A 15,561-nucleotide genomic window follows, 5' to 3' on the forward strand; every position below is an offset into this window, starting at 1 on the left:
AGACCTTAGGCTGACCTACGTAAGGTAAGCCTTACCAACGACTCCCTCCCTCTTCCAGCGAAAGCACCACGTGCTCCCCACCCTCGTCATCGGCCTGCGCGAAGGCCTCGAAGCCGCTCTGATCGTCGGGATCATCGCCGCCTTCCTGCGCAAGAACGGCAAGAGCCTCACGCCGATGTGGATCGGGGTCGGCATCGCGGTCGCGCTCAGCATCGCCGTCGGCGTCGTTCTGCGTGCGATCGAGCAGGCGCTGCCGCAGGCCGCGCAGGAGGGCATGGAGTCGATCATCGGCGCGGTCGCCGTCGTGTTCGTCACCGGGATGATCGTGTGGATGAACACCCACTCGCGCGGGTTGAAGCACGAGCTCGAGGCCGAGGCGAACGAGGCCATCAACGACGGTCACGCCTACGCGCTGGCGGGCATGGCCTTCCTCGCGGTCCTCAAGGAGGGCTTCGAGACGAGCGTGTTCCTGCTCGCCACGTTCACCGCCTCCAGCAGTATGGCGCTCGCCGCGACGGGCGCCGTCATCGGCGTCGCCGCCGCGATCCTCATCGGCACCGGCATCTACGCGGGCAGCGTCAAGCTCAACCTCTCGACCTTCTTCCGGTGGACGGGCGGATTCCTGATCCTGGTCGCCGCCGGCCTCGTGCTCACCGCCCTGCGCACCGCCCATGAGGCGGGCTGGCTGAACGCCGGCCAGCAGACGGTCCTCGACCTCAGCGCCGTCGTGCGGCCCGGCACCGTGCAGTCGGCTCTGCTCACCGGCGTGCTCGGCATCCCTGCGGACCCCCGCCTGATCGAGGTCATCGGCTGGTTCGCATACCTCATCCCCGTCGTGCTGTTCGTCTACTGGCCGCGCGCCCGCCGCGCGCACGGAATGCAGATCGCGCGCCTGCAGTTCGGCGTCGCAGGCGCGATCGCGATCGTCGCGCTCGGTCTGGTCGCGTTCTTCCCGCGGGTCGGGGCGCCGCAGCTTCCTGCCGCCGCGATTTCCGGTGCGGTGGGCGCCTCGGGGGGAACCGCCCAGCTCGCCGGCGACTCCTTCTACTTCACGCTCGACGGGAACAGCACCCGCGTGCATCTCGACCCCGCGAAGTCCGCAACCGCCGAAGTGAACGGCATCGTCGCGCGCCACTGGAAGCTGCCCGTCGCACCGACTCAGACGACGGCGCCCTCGTCTGTCACCCTCGCGCAGCTCATCGAGCTGAACGGCGGGCGCCTTCCCGTCGGCGTGAACGCGCAGACGGATCCCGGCCCGTTCGACGCAGGCTGGTCCACGGGCGGCACCCTCGAGGTGTTCTCAGCGGAGGGCGCGCTGCTCGACGCGACGCAGACGGCCCGCACTGTCGTCACGATCTCGGGCGGCGGGCTCAGCACCCCGCGCACCATCAGTGTCGACGACTCGCGCTACGCCGCGCCGAGCTGGGCGGTCACGTCGGCATCCTCGACGAAGGCGCAAGCCGCCGTGAACGACGCCCTCGCGTCGCAGACCGAGCGCGCGTTCTGGGCCGTCCAGCTACCCATCGCCTTGGGCCTTGCCGCGCTGATCACCGCCGCCTTCGGGCTGCGCTCGCGCCGCCGCGCCCTCACAGACCAGAAGACCCCCGTCGGCCCCACCGCGTCGCCTGCGATCCCGGCGACGCCTCAGAGGAGCAAAAGCTATGCAGCTCAGTAACCCCGCCCGTCGCCTCGCGACGGCAGCCGGCCTCGCCGCCGTCGTCGCGATCGCCCTGACGGCCTGCGCCCCGGGCGGCAAGACCGCGTCCGGTGACGACGCGTCGCCCGCGGCATCCGTCGCCCCGGTCAGCAACGGCGCCAGCCAGATCAAGGTGAACCTGACCGGTGATTCCGGCGACAGGTGCACCCTCGACCACAGCAGCGCGAAGGCCGGCCCCATCACCTTCACGATCGACAACACCTCGTCGACCGCGATCACGGAGGTCGAGCTGCTGCAGGGCCAGCGCATCGTCGGCGAGAAGGAGAACCTCGCCCCCGGCCTCGCGCCGGTGAAGCTCACGCTCACGCTCGGCGGCGGAAGCTACACGGTCTACTGCCCCGGTGCTGACACCGAGGAGCAGAAGTTCACGGTCACCGGCAAGGCCGCCGCGCAGCCGACCGGCAGTGTGCAGACAGTGCTCGCCGAGGGCACCAAGGGCTACGGCACCTACGTCGCCGGCGTGCTCGCCGACATGGTCACGGCCGTCGGCAACCTGAACACCGCCGTGCAGGCCGGCAACCTCGACGAGGCGAAGAAGGACTACGCGCTCGCCCGCCCGTTCTACGAGAAGGTCGAGTCCGACGTCGACGGCTTCGTGCTGCCCGGCTTCGACGCCACCGACAACGCCGGCAACCTCGACTACCTGATCGACATGCGCGAGAGCAACCTCGACCCGGCGGTCGGCTGGCACGGCTTCCACGCGGTCGAGCGCGACCTGTGGCAGAACGGCGCCATCACCGACCAGACCAAGCAGTACGCGAGTGAGCTGAACACGAACGTCGGCAAGCTCGCCGACCTCGCCAAGGGCCTCACCTACAAGCCCGAGGACCTCGCCAACGGCGCGGCAGGGCTGCTCGAAGAGGTGCAGACGAACAAGATCTCGGGTGAGGAGGAGTCGTACAGCCACATCGACCTCGTCGACTTCGCCGCCAACGTCGAGGGCGCGGAGCAGGCGTTCGCCTACCTGGAACCCGGCCTCAAGAAGATCGACCCCGACCTCACTTCGACGGTGCAGACCCAGTTCGACAAGGTCACGACCCAGCTCGACACCTATCGCGACCCGAGCGTGCCCGGTGGCTACGTCGACTACACCGCCCAGCTGAAGCAGACGGATGCCTCCAAGCTCAGCCTCACCGTGCAGGCGCTGCAGGAGCCGCTGTCGAAGATCGCCGAGAAGGTGGCGACCGCCGGTTGAGCGAGCCTGACCAGAACGCCGACACGAGCGGCGTCTCGCGCCGCGGCCTGCTGTTCGGCAGCGCCGCGGCCGCGGGCGGCCTCGTCGTCGGCGCGGCCGGCGGCGTGGGCGGAGCCTACGCCGCCGGGCTGCACGGGGCGGCGGGCACGCCTGCCGCCGACGGCGACGTGCTCGACCTGTCGCTGCAGCACGCCTTCTACGGCGAGGCAGAGCAGTCCGGCATCCGCACACCGCCTCAGCGCTACTGCGTCTACATGACCTTCGACATGTCGTCGCCGACCGCGCGCGACCTGCAGGTTCTGCTCGCGCGCTGGTCGGGCGCGATCGCGCAGCTCATGAAGGGCAAGACGATCGGTCAGGTCGAGCCGAACCGTGTCGACGGCATCGGCGTCGACACGGGCGAGGCGCTCGACCTGGCCCCAGCCGGCCTGACCGTGACGGTCGGGCTCGGCCCCGGCCTGTTCACCGACGCGTACGGGCTCGCCGGCAAGAAGCCCGCTCTCATGCGCGAGCTGAAGGACCTGCCGTCGGATGCCTTCCAGGAGGGCCTCACCGGCGGCGACCTGTCGCTGCAGGCGTGCGCCGACGACCCGCAGGTGGCGTACCACGCGATCCGCGACCTCGCCCGCATGGCGAAGGGCACCGCCGCCACGAACTGGACCGTGATGGGCTTCGGCCGCGCTTCGGCGGGCAAGGGCCAGTCGACGCCGCGCAACCTGCTCGGCTACAAGGACGGCACCCGGAACATCAAAGAGGACGACGACCTCGAGAAGTTCGTCTTCGTGAAGGACTCGGGCCCCGCGTGGACGCAGGGCGGCTCATACCAGGTGGTGCGGAAGATCCAGATGCACATCGAGAACTGGGACGCCGACCGCACGAGCGACCAGAACACCGTCATCGGCCGCGACAAGCGGGCGGGCGCTCCTCTGTCGGGCGGCACCGAGTTCACCACGCCCGACTTCCACGCGAAAGGCGCGGACGGCGCGACGAAGATCTCGCCGACCGCGCACATCGCGCTGGCCGCGCACGAGAACAACGGCGGCCTCAAGATCCTGCGGCGCAGCTACAACTACACCGACGGGCTGAACCAGTACGGTCTGCTGGATGCCGGACTGCTGTTCATCTCGTACCAGAACGACCCGGCGCATTTCGAGACGCTGCAGGCGAAGCTCGGCGCGTCAGACCTGCTGAACGAGTACATCTCGCACATCGGCTCAGGCATCTTCTTCGTGCCGCCCGCCGTGAAGCAAGGCCACTACCTGGCCGAGGGCCTCTTCGCCTGAGCCGCGTCGCGGTGCTGTGGAGAACCAGCGTCACCCGTCACGCATCGCGGCCAGAGTGGCCGCATGCATTCGCCCCTCGTCGTGTCGCCCCTGTGCGCATTCGGACACGTCGCCACGTATCAAGAGCTGCACGAACTCTGGGGCGCGGAAAGTACCGTCGTGCCGTTCCGTCGCCTCTACGGCCGCCGCGCCGTTCTGTGGTTGCGACCCAACGCGTACGCCTGCGCGCACTTGGGCGACGACGAGCTGCTCGCGGCTCGCGTCGGCGCGCACCTCGACTGCGTGAGCGTGCTGAGCGCGGCCGGGAGCGACAGCGCGACGCGTGCGCTGGCGGGTTCCGGAGCGGTCCACGTGCGCCTCGCCCCGAACGACGGCCGCGCATCTGCGCGGCGCCTTGCCGAGCCGAGACCCGTCGTCGCCCACTGGAGCGTGCCGCGCAACTCCCCACCGGACATCGCCGCGACTCACGCCGCGATCACCTCAGGCGGGGCCCCGATCTCGCGGGTCTCCCTGCCTGTCCCTGAGGCCCTGCGGCAGGCGCTGCGCAGCTGCCTGAGCCCCGATGACGCGGTCGTCGTCATCGCCGAGTTGCTGGCCATCGGCGCGCTCGGCACGGACGAGCTTGCCTGCATCGTGGCGTCGAGTCCGCGACGGGTGCGCGCAGGCCTCCGGCACGCCGGTCTCGCAGCGGACGTTGTCGATGCTCTCGAATCATTTCGATGAGGGAACAGATCTGGTTGCTGCGATCGCTCGCACCGAATCTGTTCCCACATCGAAATGCTGCGGAGGAATCGCCTCGGTCCGCGGCGCGTGGCCCGTTTTGGGCGGTTACCGGGGGCTGAACGGCGCGCGTAGCGTGCAACCATGACCGACACGCAGTTCGCTCTCGACAAGAACGGATTGCTCGTTCCTCCGTCGTTCGGAGACGCAGCTGCGCCGGTGTTCGAGGCGAAGCGCGCGCACGCTGAGGAGACCGTCTTCGACCCGTCGAGTACGCTCGCCGAGCTCGGCTGGCAGCGACCGGCCGTGTCCCGGCACCCCGCACCCCAGACCCCTGCGGGCGGTCTGAACTGGATCTACGGCGTGCTCGCCATCCTCACGGGTGCCGCGAGCTTCGTCTGGCCGCTCGTCTGCCTCACCGTGCTCGTGAGCCTCGCGCTCGGCGCCGTCGGCGCGAGCCGTGCGAACCGCCTGCGACGTCGCGGTGCGAACGGCCGCGGCGTCGCCATCGTCGGGCTCGTCATCGGCCTGGCATCCGCCGCCAATCTGGTCTTCGGCTTCACCCAGCTGTTCGAGCTGGGCAGCCTCGTGAACCAGCTGCTGCCGTAACCGTCCGATCGTTGAGGAGCCGCAGAGCGGCGTCTCGAAACGATCGGAACTAGGCGTCCTGCTTCTTCAGCCGGGCTGCCGCGCGGCCGCGGGCGGTCGCGTCGAGCTCGACCTTGCGAATGCGCACCTTCTCGGGGGTGACCTCGACGCACTCGTCCTCGCGGGCGAACTCGAGGCACTCCTCCAGCGTGAGCTGGCGCGACGGCGTCATGGCCTCGAAGTTGTCGGCGGTCGACGTGCGCATGTTGGTGAGCTTCTTCTCACGCGTGATGTTCACATCCATGTCGTCGGCGCGCGAGTTCTCGCCGACGACCATGCCCTCGTAGACCTCTTCGGTCGGGTTCACGAAGAAGCTCATGCGCTCCTGCAGACCGATGATCGCGTATGCGGTCACGACACCCTGACGGTCGGCGACGATCGAGCCGTTGTTGCGGGTCACGATCGACCCGGCCCACTCGTCGTAGCCGTGGGAGATCGCGTTGGAGATGCCGGTACCGCGGGTGGTGGTGAGGAACTCGGTGCGGAAGCCGATCAAGCCGCGCGACGGCACGATGAACTCCATGCGCACCCAGCCGGTGCCGTGGTTCGACATGCCCTCCATGCGGCCCTTGCGGGCGGCGAGCAGCTGGGTGATCGCCCCGAGGTACTCCTCGGGGATGTCGATCGTGACGTGCTCGTACGGCTCGTGCACCTTGCCGTCGACCTTGCGGGTGACGACCTGCGGCTTGCCGACGGTGAGCTCGAAGCCCTCACGGCGCATCTGCTCGACGAGGATCGCGAGCGCGAGCTCGCCGCGACCCTGCACCTCCCAGGCGTCCGGCTTGCCGATGTCGAGCACACGGATCGAGACGTTGCCGACCAGCTCGCGGTCGAGGCGGTCCTTCACCATGCGCGCGGTGAGCTTGTGACCCTTCACCTTGCCCATCAGCGGCGAGGTGTTGATGCCGACCGTCATCGAGATCGCGGGCTCGTCGACGTGGATCGCGGGCAGCGGGCGCACATCGTCCGGGTCGGCGAGGGTCTCGCCGATCATGATGTCCTCGATGCCGGCGACGGCGACGATGTCGCCGGCCGAACCGGACTCAGCAGGGAAGCGGTCGAGGGCCTTCGTGATGAGCAGTTCGGTGATGCGGGCGTTCGACGTCGTGCCGTCGTGGTGCACGCGCGTGACCGTCTGGCCCTTCTTGATCGTGCCGGAGAAGATGCGCAGCAGCGCGAGGCGGCCGAGGAACGGCGACGCGTCGAGGTTCGTCACCCACGCCTGCAGGGGCGCGTCATCGTCATAGGTCGGCGCGGGGATGTGAGCGAGGATCGCCTCGAACAGCGGTTCGAGGTTCTCGCTGTCGGGCAGCGAGCCATCGGCGGGCTGGTTGCGCGACGCGCGGCCGGCCTTGCCGCTCGCGTACACGACGGGCACGTCGAGCAGCGCGTCGACATCGAGGTCGGGCACGTCGTCGGACAGGTCGGATGCGAGGCCGAGCAGCAGATCCTGCGCCTCGGCGACGACCTCGTCGATGCGGGCATCGGGGCGGTCGGTCTTGTTCACCGCGAGGATGACGGGAAGCTTCGCCTCGAGCGCCTTGCGCAGCACGAAGCGGGTCTGCGGCAGCGGGCCCTCAGACGCGTCCACCAGCAGCACCACACCGTCGACCATCGACAGTCCGCGCTCGACCTCGCCGCCGAAGTCGGCGTGCCCGGGGGTGTCGATGACGTTGATCGTGATGGGGCCGCCGGGGTTGTGCGCGGCCGCGTGCTCGCCGTTGTACGAGATCGCCGTGTTCTTGGCGAGGATCGTGATGCCCTTCTCACGCTCGAGCTCGTTCGAGTCCATCGCGCGCTCTTCGACGTGCGCGTGCTCGCCGAAGGAGTTGGTCTGCTTCAGCATCGCGTCGACGAGGGTGGTCTTGCCGTGGTCGACGTGAGCCACGATGGCGACGTTGCGCAGGTCGGTGCGGAGGGCAGTGGCCATGGGTGTACGAGGTCCTTTGAGAAGGTGTGGATTTGTGCGGCATCCGTGCGCGCAGAAGAGGGCGGCACGCAGGCCGCCCTCTCAGTCTACTTGTGACTGGCTTCGCTAGCTGATCCCGGACTCAGCCAAAAGCGCAGCGCGTGCTTCGCGGCGCTCCTGCTGCTCGTCGGGGTCGGGCACGGGCACGGCGGCGATGAGGCGCTGCGTGTACGGGTCCTGCGGGTTGCGCAGGATCTGGTCGGCCGAGCCCTGCTCGACGAGCCTGCCGCGGTGCATCACCGCGATGCGGTCGGCGAGCAGGTCGACGACGGCGAGGTCGTGGCTGACGAACAGGCAGGCGAACTGCTGTTCCTGCTGAATCTCCTGCAGCAGGTCGAGGAAGCGCGCCTGCACCGACACGTCGAGTGCCGAGGTGGGCTCGTCCGCGACGAGCAGCGACGGCTCGAGCGCGAGCGCTCGAGCGATGCCGACACGCTGGCGCTGGCCGCCCGAGAGCTCGTGCGGGTAGCGGTTGCGGAACGAACGGGGCAGCTCGACCTGGTCGAGCAGCTCCTCGACGCGGCGGTCGATCGCCTTCCTGTCGAACTGCTTCGTCAGCAGCAGCGGCTCGCCGATGCACTGGCCGATCGGGAAGCGCGGGTTGAGCGACGAGCCCGGGTCCTGGAAGACGATGCCGATGTGGCGGCGGATCTCACGCAGTCCCTTCGCGTCCGCCGCGGCGAGGTCGCGGCCATTGATCGTGAGGCTTCCCTCGACGACGGGCAGCAGACCGACGACGGCGCGGCCGATCGTGGTCTTGCCGGAGCCCGACTCGCCGACGAGGCCGAGCACCTCGCCCTTGCGGATCTCGAGGTTGATGTCGTCAGCCGCACGGAACGCGGGGATGCGCCCGTGCTTCGGGTACTCGATGGCGACGTTCTCGAGCTTCAGCACGGTCTCCGCGCGAGCGAACGGGTCGAGCCCGTCGGTGCGGTCGGAGACCTGCAGGCGCGGCACGGCGCCGAGCAGCTGCTGGGTGTACGGATGCTTGGGCGCGTTGAAGATCTCGCGGATGGGCGCGGCCTCGACGATCTCACCGTCCTTCATGACGATGATCTTGTCGGCCAGGTCGGCGACGACGCCCATGTCGTGCGTGATGAGCACGATGGCACTGTTGAGACGGTGACGCAGATTGCGCAGCAGGTCCAGGATCTCGGCCTGCACCGTGACGTCCAGCGCCGTGGTCGGCTCGTCGGCGATGAGCAGCACGGGGTCGCAGCTGATCGCGATGGCGATCATGACGCGCTGGCGCTGGCCGCCCGAGAACTGGTGCGGATACTTGTCGAACGAGCCTTCCGGGTTCGGGATCTCGACCATCTCGAGCAGCTCGATGGCCCGCGCCTTCGCCTCGGTGGGGTTGAGGTGCAGGTGCAGGCGCAGCGACTCGACGATCTGGAACCCGACCGTGTAGACGGGGTTCAGCGCGGTCATCGGCTCCTGGAAGATGACGGCGACGTCCTTGCCGCGGATCTGCCGCAGCTGGCCCTCGGTGAGGCCCGCGAGCTCGCGGCCGTTCAGCTTGATCGAGCCCGAGACGCGCGAGTTCGGCGGGAGCAGCCCGAGCAGCGCCATCGAGCTCGAGCTCTTGCCGGAGCCGGATTCGCCGACGATCGCCAGCACCTCCCCCGGCGCGACGGTGTAGTTCATGTGCGCCGCCGCGGGGTACCAGGTGCCGTCGACCCAGAAGTCGACGCCGAGGTCGTTGACCTCGAGGATGGGGGCTTCGTTGTGCTGTGCCATGGGTGAAGGTGTTCCTCTCGTGGAGGGTTGGTCAATTGAAGTCTGGGACGATGGTGCGATGCGCGTGACCGAGGAATCCAAGACGCTGAGGCCCCGATTCGGCCAGGTGCTGACCGTGCTGGTGTGGTGTGTCTGCGCCGCCGCGCTCGTGACGATCGTGGTGACCGGCCGCTGGGCCGACCTCGGCCGCTACGGCGCGCTCGCCCTGCTCGTCGCATACGTGATGTGGCTGCTGTTCTGGTCGCCGAGCGTCACGATCTCGCTCGCCGGCGTCGAGGTGCGCAACCTGCTGCGCGTGCACGCCGTCTCGTGGCCCGCCATTCAGAACGTCGACACGAAGTACGCGCTGACGCTCATCACGCCGAAGCGCAAGGTCGTCGCCTGGGCGGCCCCCGCGCCGAGCCGCTACGCGACCATGCGCGCCACGCGCTCCGACGCGTCCGGTCTGCCCGAGTCGACGTTCATGCTGGGCAGCATCCGCCCGAGCGACATCCCGTCGAGCGATTCCGGCCTCGCGGCGCTCTATGTGCGCCGCTACTGGGAGGAGCTTCAGGGCGCCGGCCACCTCGACAGCGGAATCGTCGAGGGCACCGGCGTCGTGACGCGCTGGCTCGGCCGTGAGGCCGCCGCTCTGATCGCGCTGGCGATCATCGCGGCGGTCTGCGTGGCGTTCGTGCGCTGACATCGTGCGGTCCGCCTAGGCGGGCTGGTCGACGGCGGATGCCGCGGCGCGGGCCTTCTCGCGGGCGGCAGCAGCCGACTGGCGTGCGGCCTTGTTCAGTGCCCGCTTCTGCCGCGGGTCGAACGCGTCGCGCAGGCCGTCGCCGATGAAGTTGATCGTCAGCGAGATGATCACGATGAACGCGGCGGGCCAGAAGAACAGCCACGGCCTGGTCGCGAAGGCGGCCTGGTACTGGCCGATGACCGAGCCGAGCGACACGTCGGGGAACTGGACGCCGAAGTTCAGGAACGACACGGCCGACTCGGTGAGGATCGTCGCCGACATCAGCAGCGTGGTGTTGACGATGATGACGCCGATCGCGTTCGGCAGGATGTGCACCATCATGATGCGCCACGGCCCCGCGCCGGCGACCCGCGCGGCATCCACGAACTCCCGCTCGCGCAGGCTGAGGAAGTCGCCGCGCACGAGGCGGGCGAGCGCCGTCCATGACGCGAGGCCCAGCACGATCGCGAGGACCAGCGAGCCGCGGGCACCGAAGTTGCGGCCCAGGGTCGCGGTGAGCACGATCAGCGGGATCACGAGCACGATGTCGGTGAAGCGCATCAGGATCGTGTCGATCCAGCCGCGGAAGAAGCCGGAGGCCGCGCCGATGATCACGCCGACGACGAGCGAGATGATGCCGACGATGAACACGATCATGAGCGACTGCTGCGCGCCGCGCATGACGACCGCGAACATGTCACGGCCGAGGGAGTCCTGGCCGAACGGATGCTGCCACGAGGGCACGCCCCCGTCGTGGATGCTCGTCAGCTGGGTGTAGCTGTAGTGCCACCAGCCGGGGATCTTGATGCCGAGCGCGTCGATGCCCTCAGAGGTGAAGGCGCCGAGCACGACGATCAGCAGGATCGCGGCCGAGATCATGGCGCCGCGGTGGCGCAGGAAGCGCCGCCAGACGATGCGGCCCTGGCTGAGGCCCTCGACCTCCTTGAGCTCGAGGTTGCTCTGCTGGTCGGTCGCGGCGAGGGTGGAGGGCGCAGCCGCGCCCGCCGCCGCCTCGTTGAGGTCGGGTTCGATGGGAGGAAGCTGGCTCATGCTGCGATCCTGATCCTCGGGTCGAGGGCGGAGTATGCGGCGTCCGCCAGGAGATTGAAGACGACCACGGCAACGCCCGCGACGACGAAGTAGCCCATCAGCGAGTTCACGTCGACGGCGTGCAGCGCGTCCGTGAACAGCTTGCCCATGCCGGACCACGCGAACACGTTCTCGGTGACGACGGCGCCGCCGAGGAGCGCGCCGAGGTCGAACGCGACGATCGTGGTCAGCGGGATGAGCGAGTTGCGGAACGCGTGCCGCATGACCACCGTGCGCTGGTTGAGGCCCTTGGCCCGCGCCGTGCGGATGTAGTCGGAGTTCATCACGTCGAGCAGGTTGGCGCGCATGTAGCGGCTGTAGCCCGCGATCGAGATGAGGCACAGTGAGATCGTCGGCAGCAGCAGGTGCGTGAACGAGTCGAGGCCGTGGATCCAGAAGCTCGTCGAGATGTCGTTGAGGTTCGGAGTCGCCGAGCCGACCGTGGCGATCGGGCGCCCGTTGGCGACGTACTGGGAATAGTCGTGCCATGACCGCAGGAAGCGGCTGACGACGATCACGAGGCCGGTGGTGAAGGCGACGATCGCCGCGTTGCGCATCGACTGCCTGCGGTCGAATCCGCCGTACAGGTAGCCGATGACGAGACCGACGGCGATGGTCACGAGGCCGAGCAGCAGCAGCGTCCAGAGGTTGAGGCTGCCCGAGATCGCCATGAACGGGAAGTACAGCACGAGGCCGACCGCGACGGCCGTGAGCGCCGAGTACAGCGCCTTCCGGTTCTGCAGCCCGGTGTTCAGCATGGTGACGAGCAGCGCGATCGCCGTCGCGATGATCGCGACGAGCACGATGTCCGCCGCGCCGAGGGTCGGGGTCACGAGCCAGTCGGTCGCTGCCACGAACGCGACGACCGCGAGCGTCGCCGCGGTTGCGATCGCGAAGGTGAGCCAGCGGAAGCGTGCAGTGCCGCCTGCGACGCCCGCCGCGGCCGCACCGATGATCAGCGGGATGAACACGTACGCCCACCACGCCACATGCGGATCGGTCAGGTAGTTGTTGAACGTGATTCCGACGTATGCCTTGAGGACGACCGCGAGGAAGAACGAGGGCAGCGAGAAGAACAGGAACGCCAGGAAGGTGACCGTGTAGTCGTAGCCGCTGTACTGGCGAAGCGCCGTCGTGATGCCGATCAGGATGCCGAAGACGATGGCGAGCACAACGCTCGCGATGATCAGCTCGATCGTGACGAGGACGGCGGCGGAGACATCCGCGGTCACCGGGGTGCCGCTGATGTTGTCACCGAGGGTGAACCTGCCGATGAAGACCTTGAGGATGCCGCCGAGCCAGAGGAAGTACCGCAGCGGCGCGGGCACGTTCAGCCCGAGCTGCTGGATGCGCTGCTCGATCAGCGCTTCCTTGTTCCGCGCAGTGCTGGTTCGCAGCGCCTCGAGCGGGTCGCCCGCGTTCGCGGACAGGATGTAGACGAGGTACGACGCGAGCAGCAGCACGATGATCGATGCCAGCAAGCGCCTCGACAAGAAGGTCAGCACAGCGGAATCCTCGCGCTCTGCCGCCCCCGCGTGGAAGTGGTCTTCATAGATTTTCCTCGGACGTGGCCCACGTCTCGACGGATCGCGTCGGATTCGGGGCCTGACGTGGGTGTGCCGGGGCGATCTTCTCGCCCCGGCACACCGGTGTTCGGTTCTAGGTGAACCTGGCGTTACCGATCAGGGTACGTCAGGGTTACTTGGTCCACTCCCAGAAGTTCCAGAACTGGTTGGGAGCGATGGGCGAGTACGAGACGTTCTTCACGTTGTTGGAAGCGGCGTACACGTCCGGGAACTGGAAGATGGTGGCGCCGTAGGCGTCGCCCCACATCTGCTTGTCGATGTCCGCGAGGAGCTGGTTCTGCTTGGACTTGTCGAACGTCTTCGCGAGGGTGGTCCAGTCCGCGTCAGCGGTGGTGTTGGCGTAACCGTTGAAGTTGTTGCCGCCGCCGCCCTGGAGGGCCGCCTGGTTGCCGGTCACCGCGAGCGAGGTGTACTGCCACGCGAAGAGCGAGGCGTCGTACGAGCCGTTGCCGAGGATCGAGGACCACTTGTCGTCGCCATCGTCGATGACGTTGAAGCCGGCCTGGGCCTCGGAGTCCTTGATGAGCGCGAACTCCTGCGCGCGGCGGGTGTTGCTCTTGCCGTACAGGAAACGCACATCGAGCGGGCTGGTGACACCGGCCTGCTGCAGCAGCGACTTCGCCTTGGCGATGTCTACCTTGTCGTAGGCGGCGGAGCCGTTGCTGGCCACGGTCGTGTCGTACGCCGGGGTGCCGGGCAGGATCGTCTGCGAGTTCATGACCTTCGCGTCGGGGTTGATCGGCTTGATCAGCTTGTCGACGATGTCCTGGCGGGGCAGGGCTGCGAGGAACGCCTCACGGACGAGCTTCGCCTTGTTGGCGTCGCCGCCCCAGTGCGCCGGGTCGAACGGACCAGGGGTCACGTTGGCGTTCGTCTGGCCGCCGGGCGCGGTCTCGTTGGAGAACGTCAGGTCGACGTGCTCGTAGGTGTACCCGGCCTCGGTGCCCGTGGTGACTCCCTTGAGTCCCTTGAGCGAAGCAACGGTGTCGGCGTCGGCCTGACCGTAGATGATCGAGACCTCACCGTTCTGCAGGGCCTGGACCTGGGCGGTCGGGTCCTGGATGAAGCGGATCGTCAGCTTGTCCACCTTGGGGATCGGGCCCCAGGTGTAGTTCTTGTTGCGCTCGAGCGTGACGTACTGGTCCTTCTTGAGGCCGGTGATCACGTACGGGCCGTCGGAGAGGTAGAGCTCCTTGTTCGCGGGGAGGTCGCCCGAGAACTCGAAGCCGGTCTGCCAGGCGTTCGCGATCTTCGTCAGCGTGGCGGTGTCGTCGCTCTCGATGGCGTCTTCGACCTTCTTGGCGGCGTCAGCGCCGCTCAGCTTCTGGTCGGGGAACGCGACGTCGTAGACCGCGTGGGCCGCGATGCCGGGGTTGAACGCCAGCTGCTCCCAGTCGACGAACGGGTCGGAGTAGGAGAACGTGATCGAGCGGTCGTCGTCGCCGACGGTCGGAGCCTTCGTCTCGTCATAGGGGTACGAGCCGGCGGCGATGCCGCCGAAGTTCACGCCACCCGCGTCGGACGAGTTGTACTTCACGGTGTTGCTCGCCCACTGCAGCAGGAGGTCGGCAGCGGTGACGGGCGTGCCGTCGCTCCACTTGACGCCCTTGTTGACCGTGTATTTGATGGTCAACGGGTTCTGCGAGACCACCTTGTACGAGCCGAACTTCGTGTTCTTCACGAGCTTGGGCGTGTTGTCGTAGTAGTTGAACGACGCCCACGTCATATACGTGACGTTGGTGTTGTAGGTGGTGTAGTCCTGGCCGACGTTCGAGTTGTAGGCGTTGAACGGCCCGTTCTGCGCGATGGTCAGAGACTGGTTCTGCTTGATCTCATCGCCGCTCGAGTTGTTCGAGGTGCCGGAGCACCCCGTCAGCGCCAGGGCGGAGGCGGCTGCAACCGCAGCCAGTGCCACCCCGATCCGCTTGATCTTCAATGTTCCTCCTGTAGGAATGGTGCAGAGCCGTAGGCACGCCTGTTGGGCACCCCACAGCGCTCTTGATAGAAAGCAAGATATGCACCGAGTGCTCGCGTGGCCAAACCGGCGACCAAACCGTTACACGCGCGTAACGATCACTACGGATTCCGTCGCTAATCGAGGTTTTCTCAATTGAAACGGCGGCTGTGGTGGGAAGTGGCTATCGTGCTCGGGCTTTCGCTCGGTGCATCCGCTATCTACGCCATCGTCGCTCTCATAGCTGATCTTTCGTCGGGAAAGTCGCTTTCCGAGCAGTCGACGGCCCTCAACACCTCGCAGTCGCCCGTGCAGTGGCTGGACTTCACCTATCAGGTGCTCGGCGTGTTCTTCGACCTCTTCCCCGTTGCACTGGCCATCTATCTGCTGTGGGAACCCGGGCTGAACGCCTTCCAGCGCATCGGCCTGACCTGGCGCCGACCTGGGCGCGATCTCGGCGCCGGCGTGCTGCTCGCGGCCTGCATCGGCGTGCCGGGAATCGCCTTCTACGCCATCGGACGCCTCGCCGGGATCACCGTAGAGGTGCAGGCATCGCCGCTCGGCGCGCACTGGTGGACAGTGCCGGTCCTCGTGCTCTCCGCCCTGCGCGCAGCTCTGCAGGAAGAGGTCATCGTGGTCGGCTACCTCTTCACACGCCTGCGGCAGCTCGACTGGGGGAAGTGGCCGATCATCTTCGCCTCGGCGGTGCTGCGGGGCTCGTACCACCTCTACCAGGGCGTCGGCCCGTTCTTCGGCAACGCCGCGATGGGCGTGGTCTTCGGGTGGGTGTACTCGCGCTGGGGGCGCACGGCGCCGCTGGTGGTGGCCCACGCGCTTCTCGACATCGTGTCGTTCGTGGGCTACCCGCTCGCCGTCGCGCTCTGGCCGGGAGTGTTCCGCTGAGTCCCGCACGGATGCCCGCGGCGGAGCTCCCGC

The 15,561-nt window shown here is 67.9% G+C and carries 12 protein-coding genes; 7 read left to right on the top strand and 5 right to left on the bottom strand.

Going from position 1 to position 15,561, the window contains the following annotated elements; all coding sequences use genetic code 11:
* Positions 1 to 70 precede the first annotated feature (70 nt).
* From efeU to D7I44_RS02790, 5 genes are all read left to right on the top strand, one after another.
* Complete coding sequence (gene efeU / locus D7I44_RS02770; RefSeq protein ID WP_120788086.1) at positions 71 to 1,675, top strand: iron uptake transporter permease EfeU; 1,605 nt, start codon at positions 71 to 73, stop codon at positions 1,673 to 1,675.
* Positions 1,662 to 2,912 (top strand): iron uptake system protein EfeO, encoded by a 1,251-nt coding sequence (efeO, locus tag D7I44_RS02775; RefSeq protein ID WP_120788087.1) that lies wholly within the window; start codon positions 1,662 to 1,664, stop codon positions 2,910 to 2,912. The genes efeU and efeO overlap by 14 nt, the downstream gene beginning before the upstream one ends.
* On the top strand, positions 2,909 to 4,195 hold the full coding sequence (locus D7I44_RS02780) for a Dyp-type peroxidase (protein ID WP_120788088.1): 1,287 nt from the start codon (positions 2,909 to 2,911) through the stop codon (positions 4,193 to 4,195). The genes efeO and D7I44_RS02780 overlap by 4 nt, the downstream gene beginning before the upstream one ends.
* 63 nt (positions 4,196 to 4,258) lie before the next feature.
* Positions 4,259 to 4,918, top strand: coding sequence for a hypothetical protein (locus tag D7I44_RS02785; protein ID WP_120788089.1), 660 nt, complete (start codon positions 4,259 to 4,261; stop codon positions 4,916 to 4,918).
* A gap of 141 nt (positions 4,919 to 5,059) precedes the next feature.
* Positions 5,060 to 5,524 carry a DUF4190 domain-containing protein gene (locus tag D7I44_RS02790; RefSeq protein WP_120788090.1) on the top strand — a complete coding sequence of 155 codons (465 nt, stop codon included), beginning with the start codon at positions 5,060 to 5,062 and terminating at the stop codon, positions 5,522 to 5,524.
* A gap of 49 nt (positions 5,525 to 5,573) precedes the next feature.
* Here D7I44_RS02790 and typA read toward each other — a convergent pair whose 3' ends face one another.
* On the bottom strand, positions 5,574 to 7,493 hold the full coding sequence (gene typA / locus D7I44_RS02795; protein WP_120788091.1) for a translational GTPase TypA: 1,920 nt from the start codon (positions 7,491 to 7,493) through the stop codon (positions 5,574 to 5,576).
* Between the two features lie 105 nt (positions 7,494 to 7,598).
* The gene (locus D7I44_RS02800; RefSeq protein WP_120788092.1) at positions 7,599 to 9,272 is read right to left on the bottom strand and encodes a dipeptide ABC transporter ATP-binding protein; all 1,674 of its coding nucleotides are present in this window, start codon (positions 9,270 to 9,272) and stop codon (positions 7,599 to 7,601) included.
* Between the two features lie 58 nt (positions 9,273 to 9,330).
* Between D7I44_RS02800 and D7I44_RS02805 the strand changes: the two genes are divergently transcribed.
* Positions 9,331 to 9,954 (top strand): PH domain-containing protein, encoded by a 624-nt coding sequence (locus D7I44_RS02805; protein ID WP_162940019.1) that lies wholly within the window; start codon positions 9,331 to 9,333, stop codon positions 9,952 to 9,954.
* A 15-nt stretch (positions 9,955 to 9,969) separates the two neighbouring features.
* On the opposite strand, the gene D7I44_RS02810 is transcribed toward D7I44_RS02805, so the two are convergent.
* The 3 genes from D7I44_RS02810 to D7I44_RS02820 all read right to left on the bottom strand — a co-directional run bounded on the left by D7I44_RS02810 (position 9,970) and on the right by D7I44_RS02820 (position 14,607).
* Positions 9,970 to 11,046: an ABC transporter permease gene (locus D7I44_RS02810; RefSeq protein ID WP_120788094.1), complete on the bottom strand. Its 1,077-nt coding sequence runs from the start codon at positions 11,044 to 11,046 to the stop codon at positions 9,970 to 9,972.
* On the bottom strand, positions 11,043 to 12,590 hold the full coding sequence (locus D7I44_RS02815) for an ABC transporter permease (RefSeq protein ID WP_120788095.1): 1,548 nt from the start codon (positions 12,588 to 12,590) through the stop codon (positions 11,043 to 11,045). The genes D7I44_RS02810 and D7I44_RS02815 overlap by 4 nt, the downstream gene beginning before the upstream one ends.
* Positions 12,591 to 12,783: 193 nt before the next feature.
* Positions 12,784 to 14,607 carry an ABC transporter family substrate-binding protein gene (locus D7I44_RS02820; protein ID WP_120788096.1) on the bottom strand — a complete coding sequence of 608 codons (1,824 nt, stop codon included), beginning with the start codon at positions 14,605 to 14,607 and terminating at the stop codon, positions 12,784 to 12,786.
* Between the two features lie 207 nt (positions 14,608 to 14,814).
* Between D7I44_RS02820 and D7I44_RS02825 the strand changes: the two genes are divergently transcribed.
* Entirely contained in the window at positions 14,815 to 15,528 is a 714-nt protein-coding gene (locus D7I44_RS02825; RefSeq protein ID WP_120790761.1) for a CPBP family intramembrane glutamic endopeptidase, read from the top strand.
* Positions 15,529 to 15,561: the final 33 nt, after the last annotated feature.

Origin of the sequence: Gryllotalpicola protaetiae (assembly GCF_003627055.1) — a bacterium.
In the GTDB taxonomy this organism is placed as follows: domain Bacteria; phylum Actinomycetota; class Actinomycetes; order Actinomycetales; family Microbacteriaceae; genus Gryllotalpicola; species Gryllotalpicola protaetiae.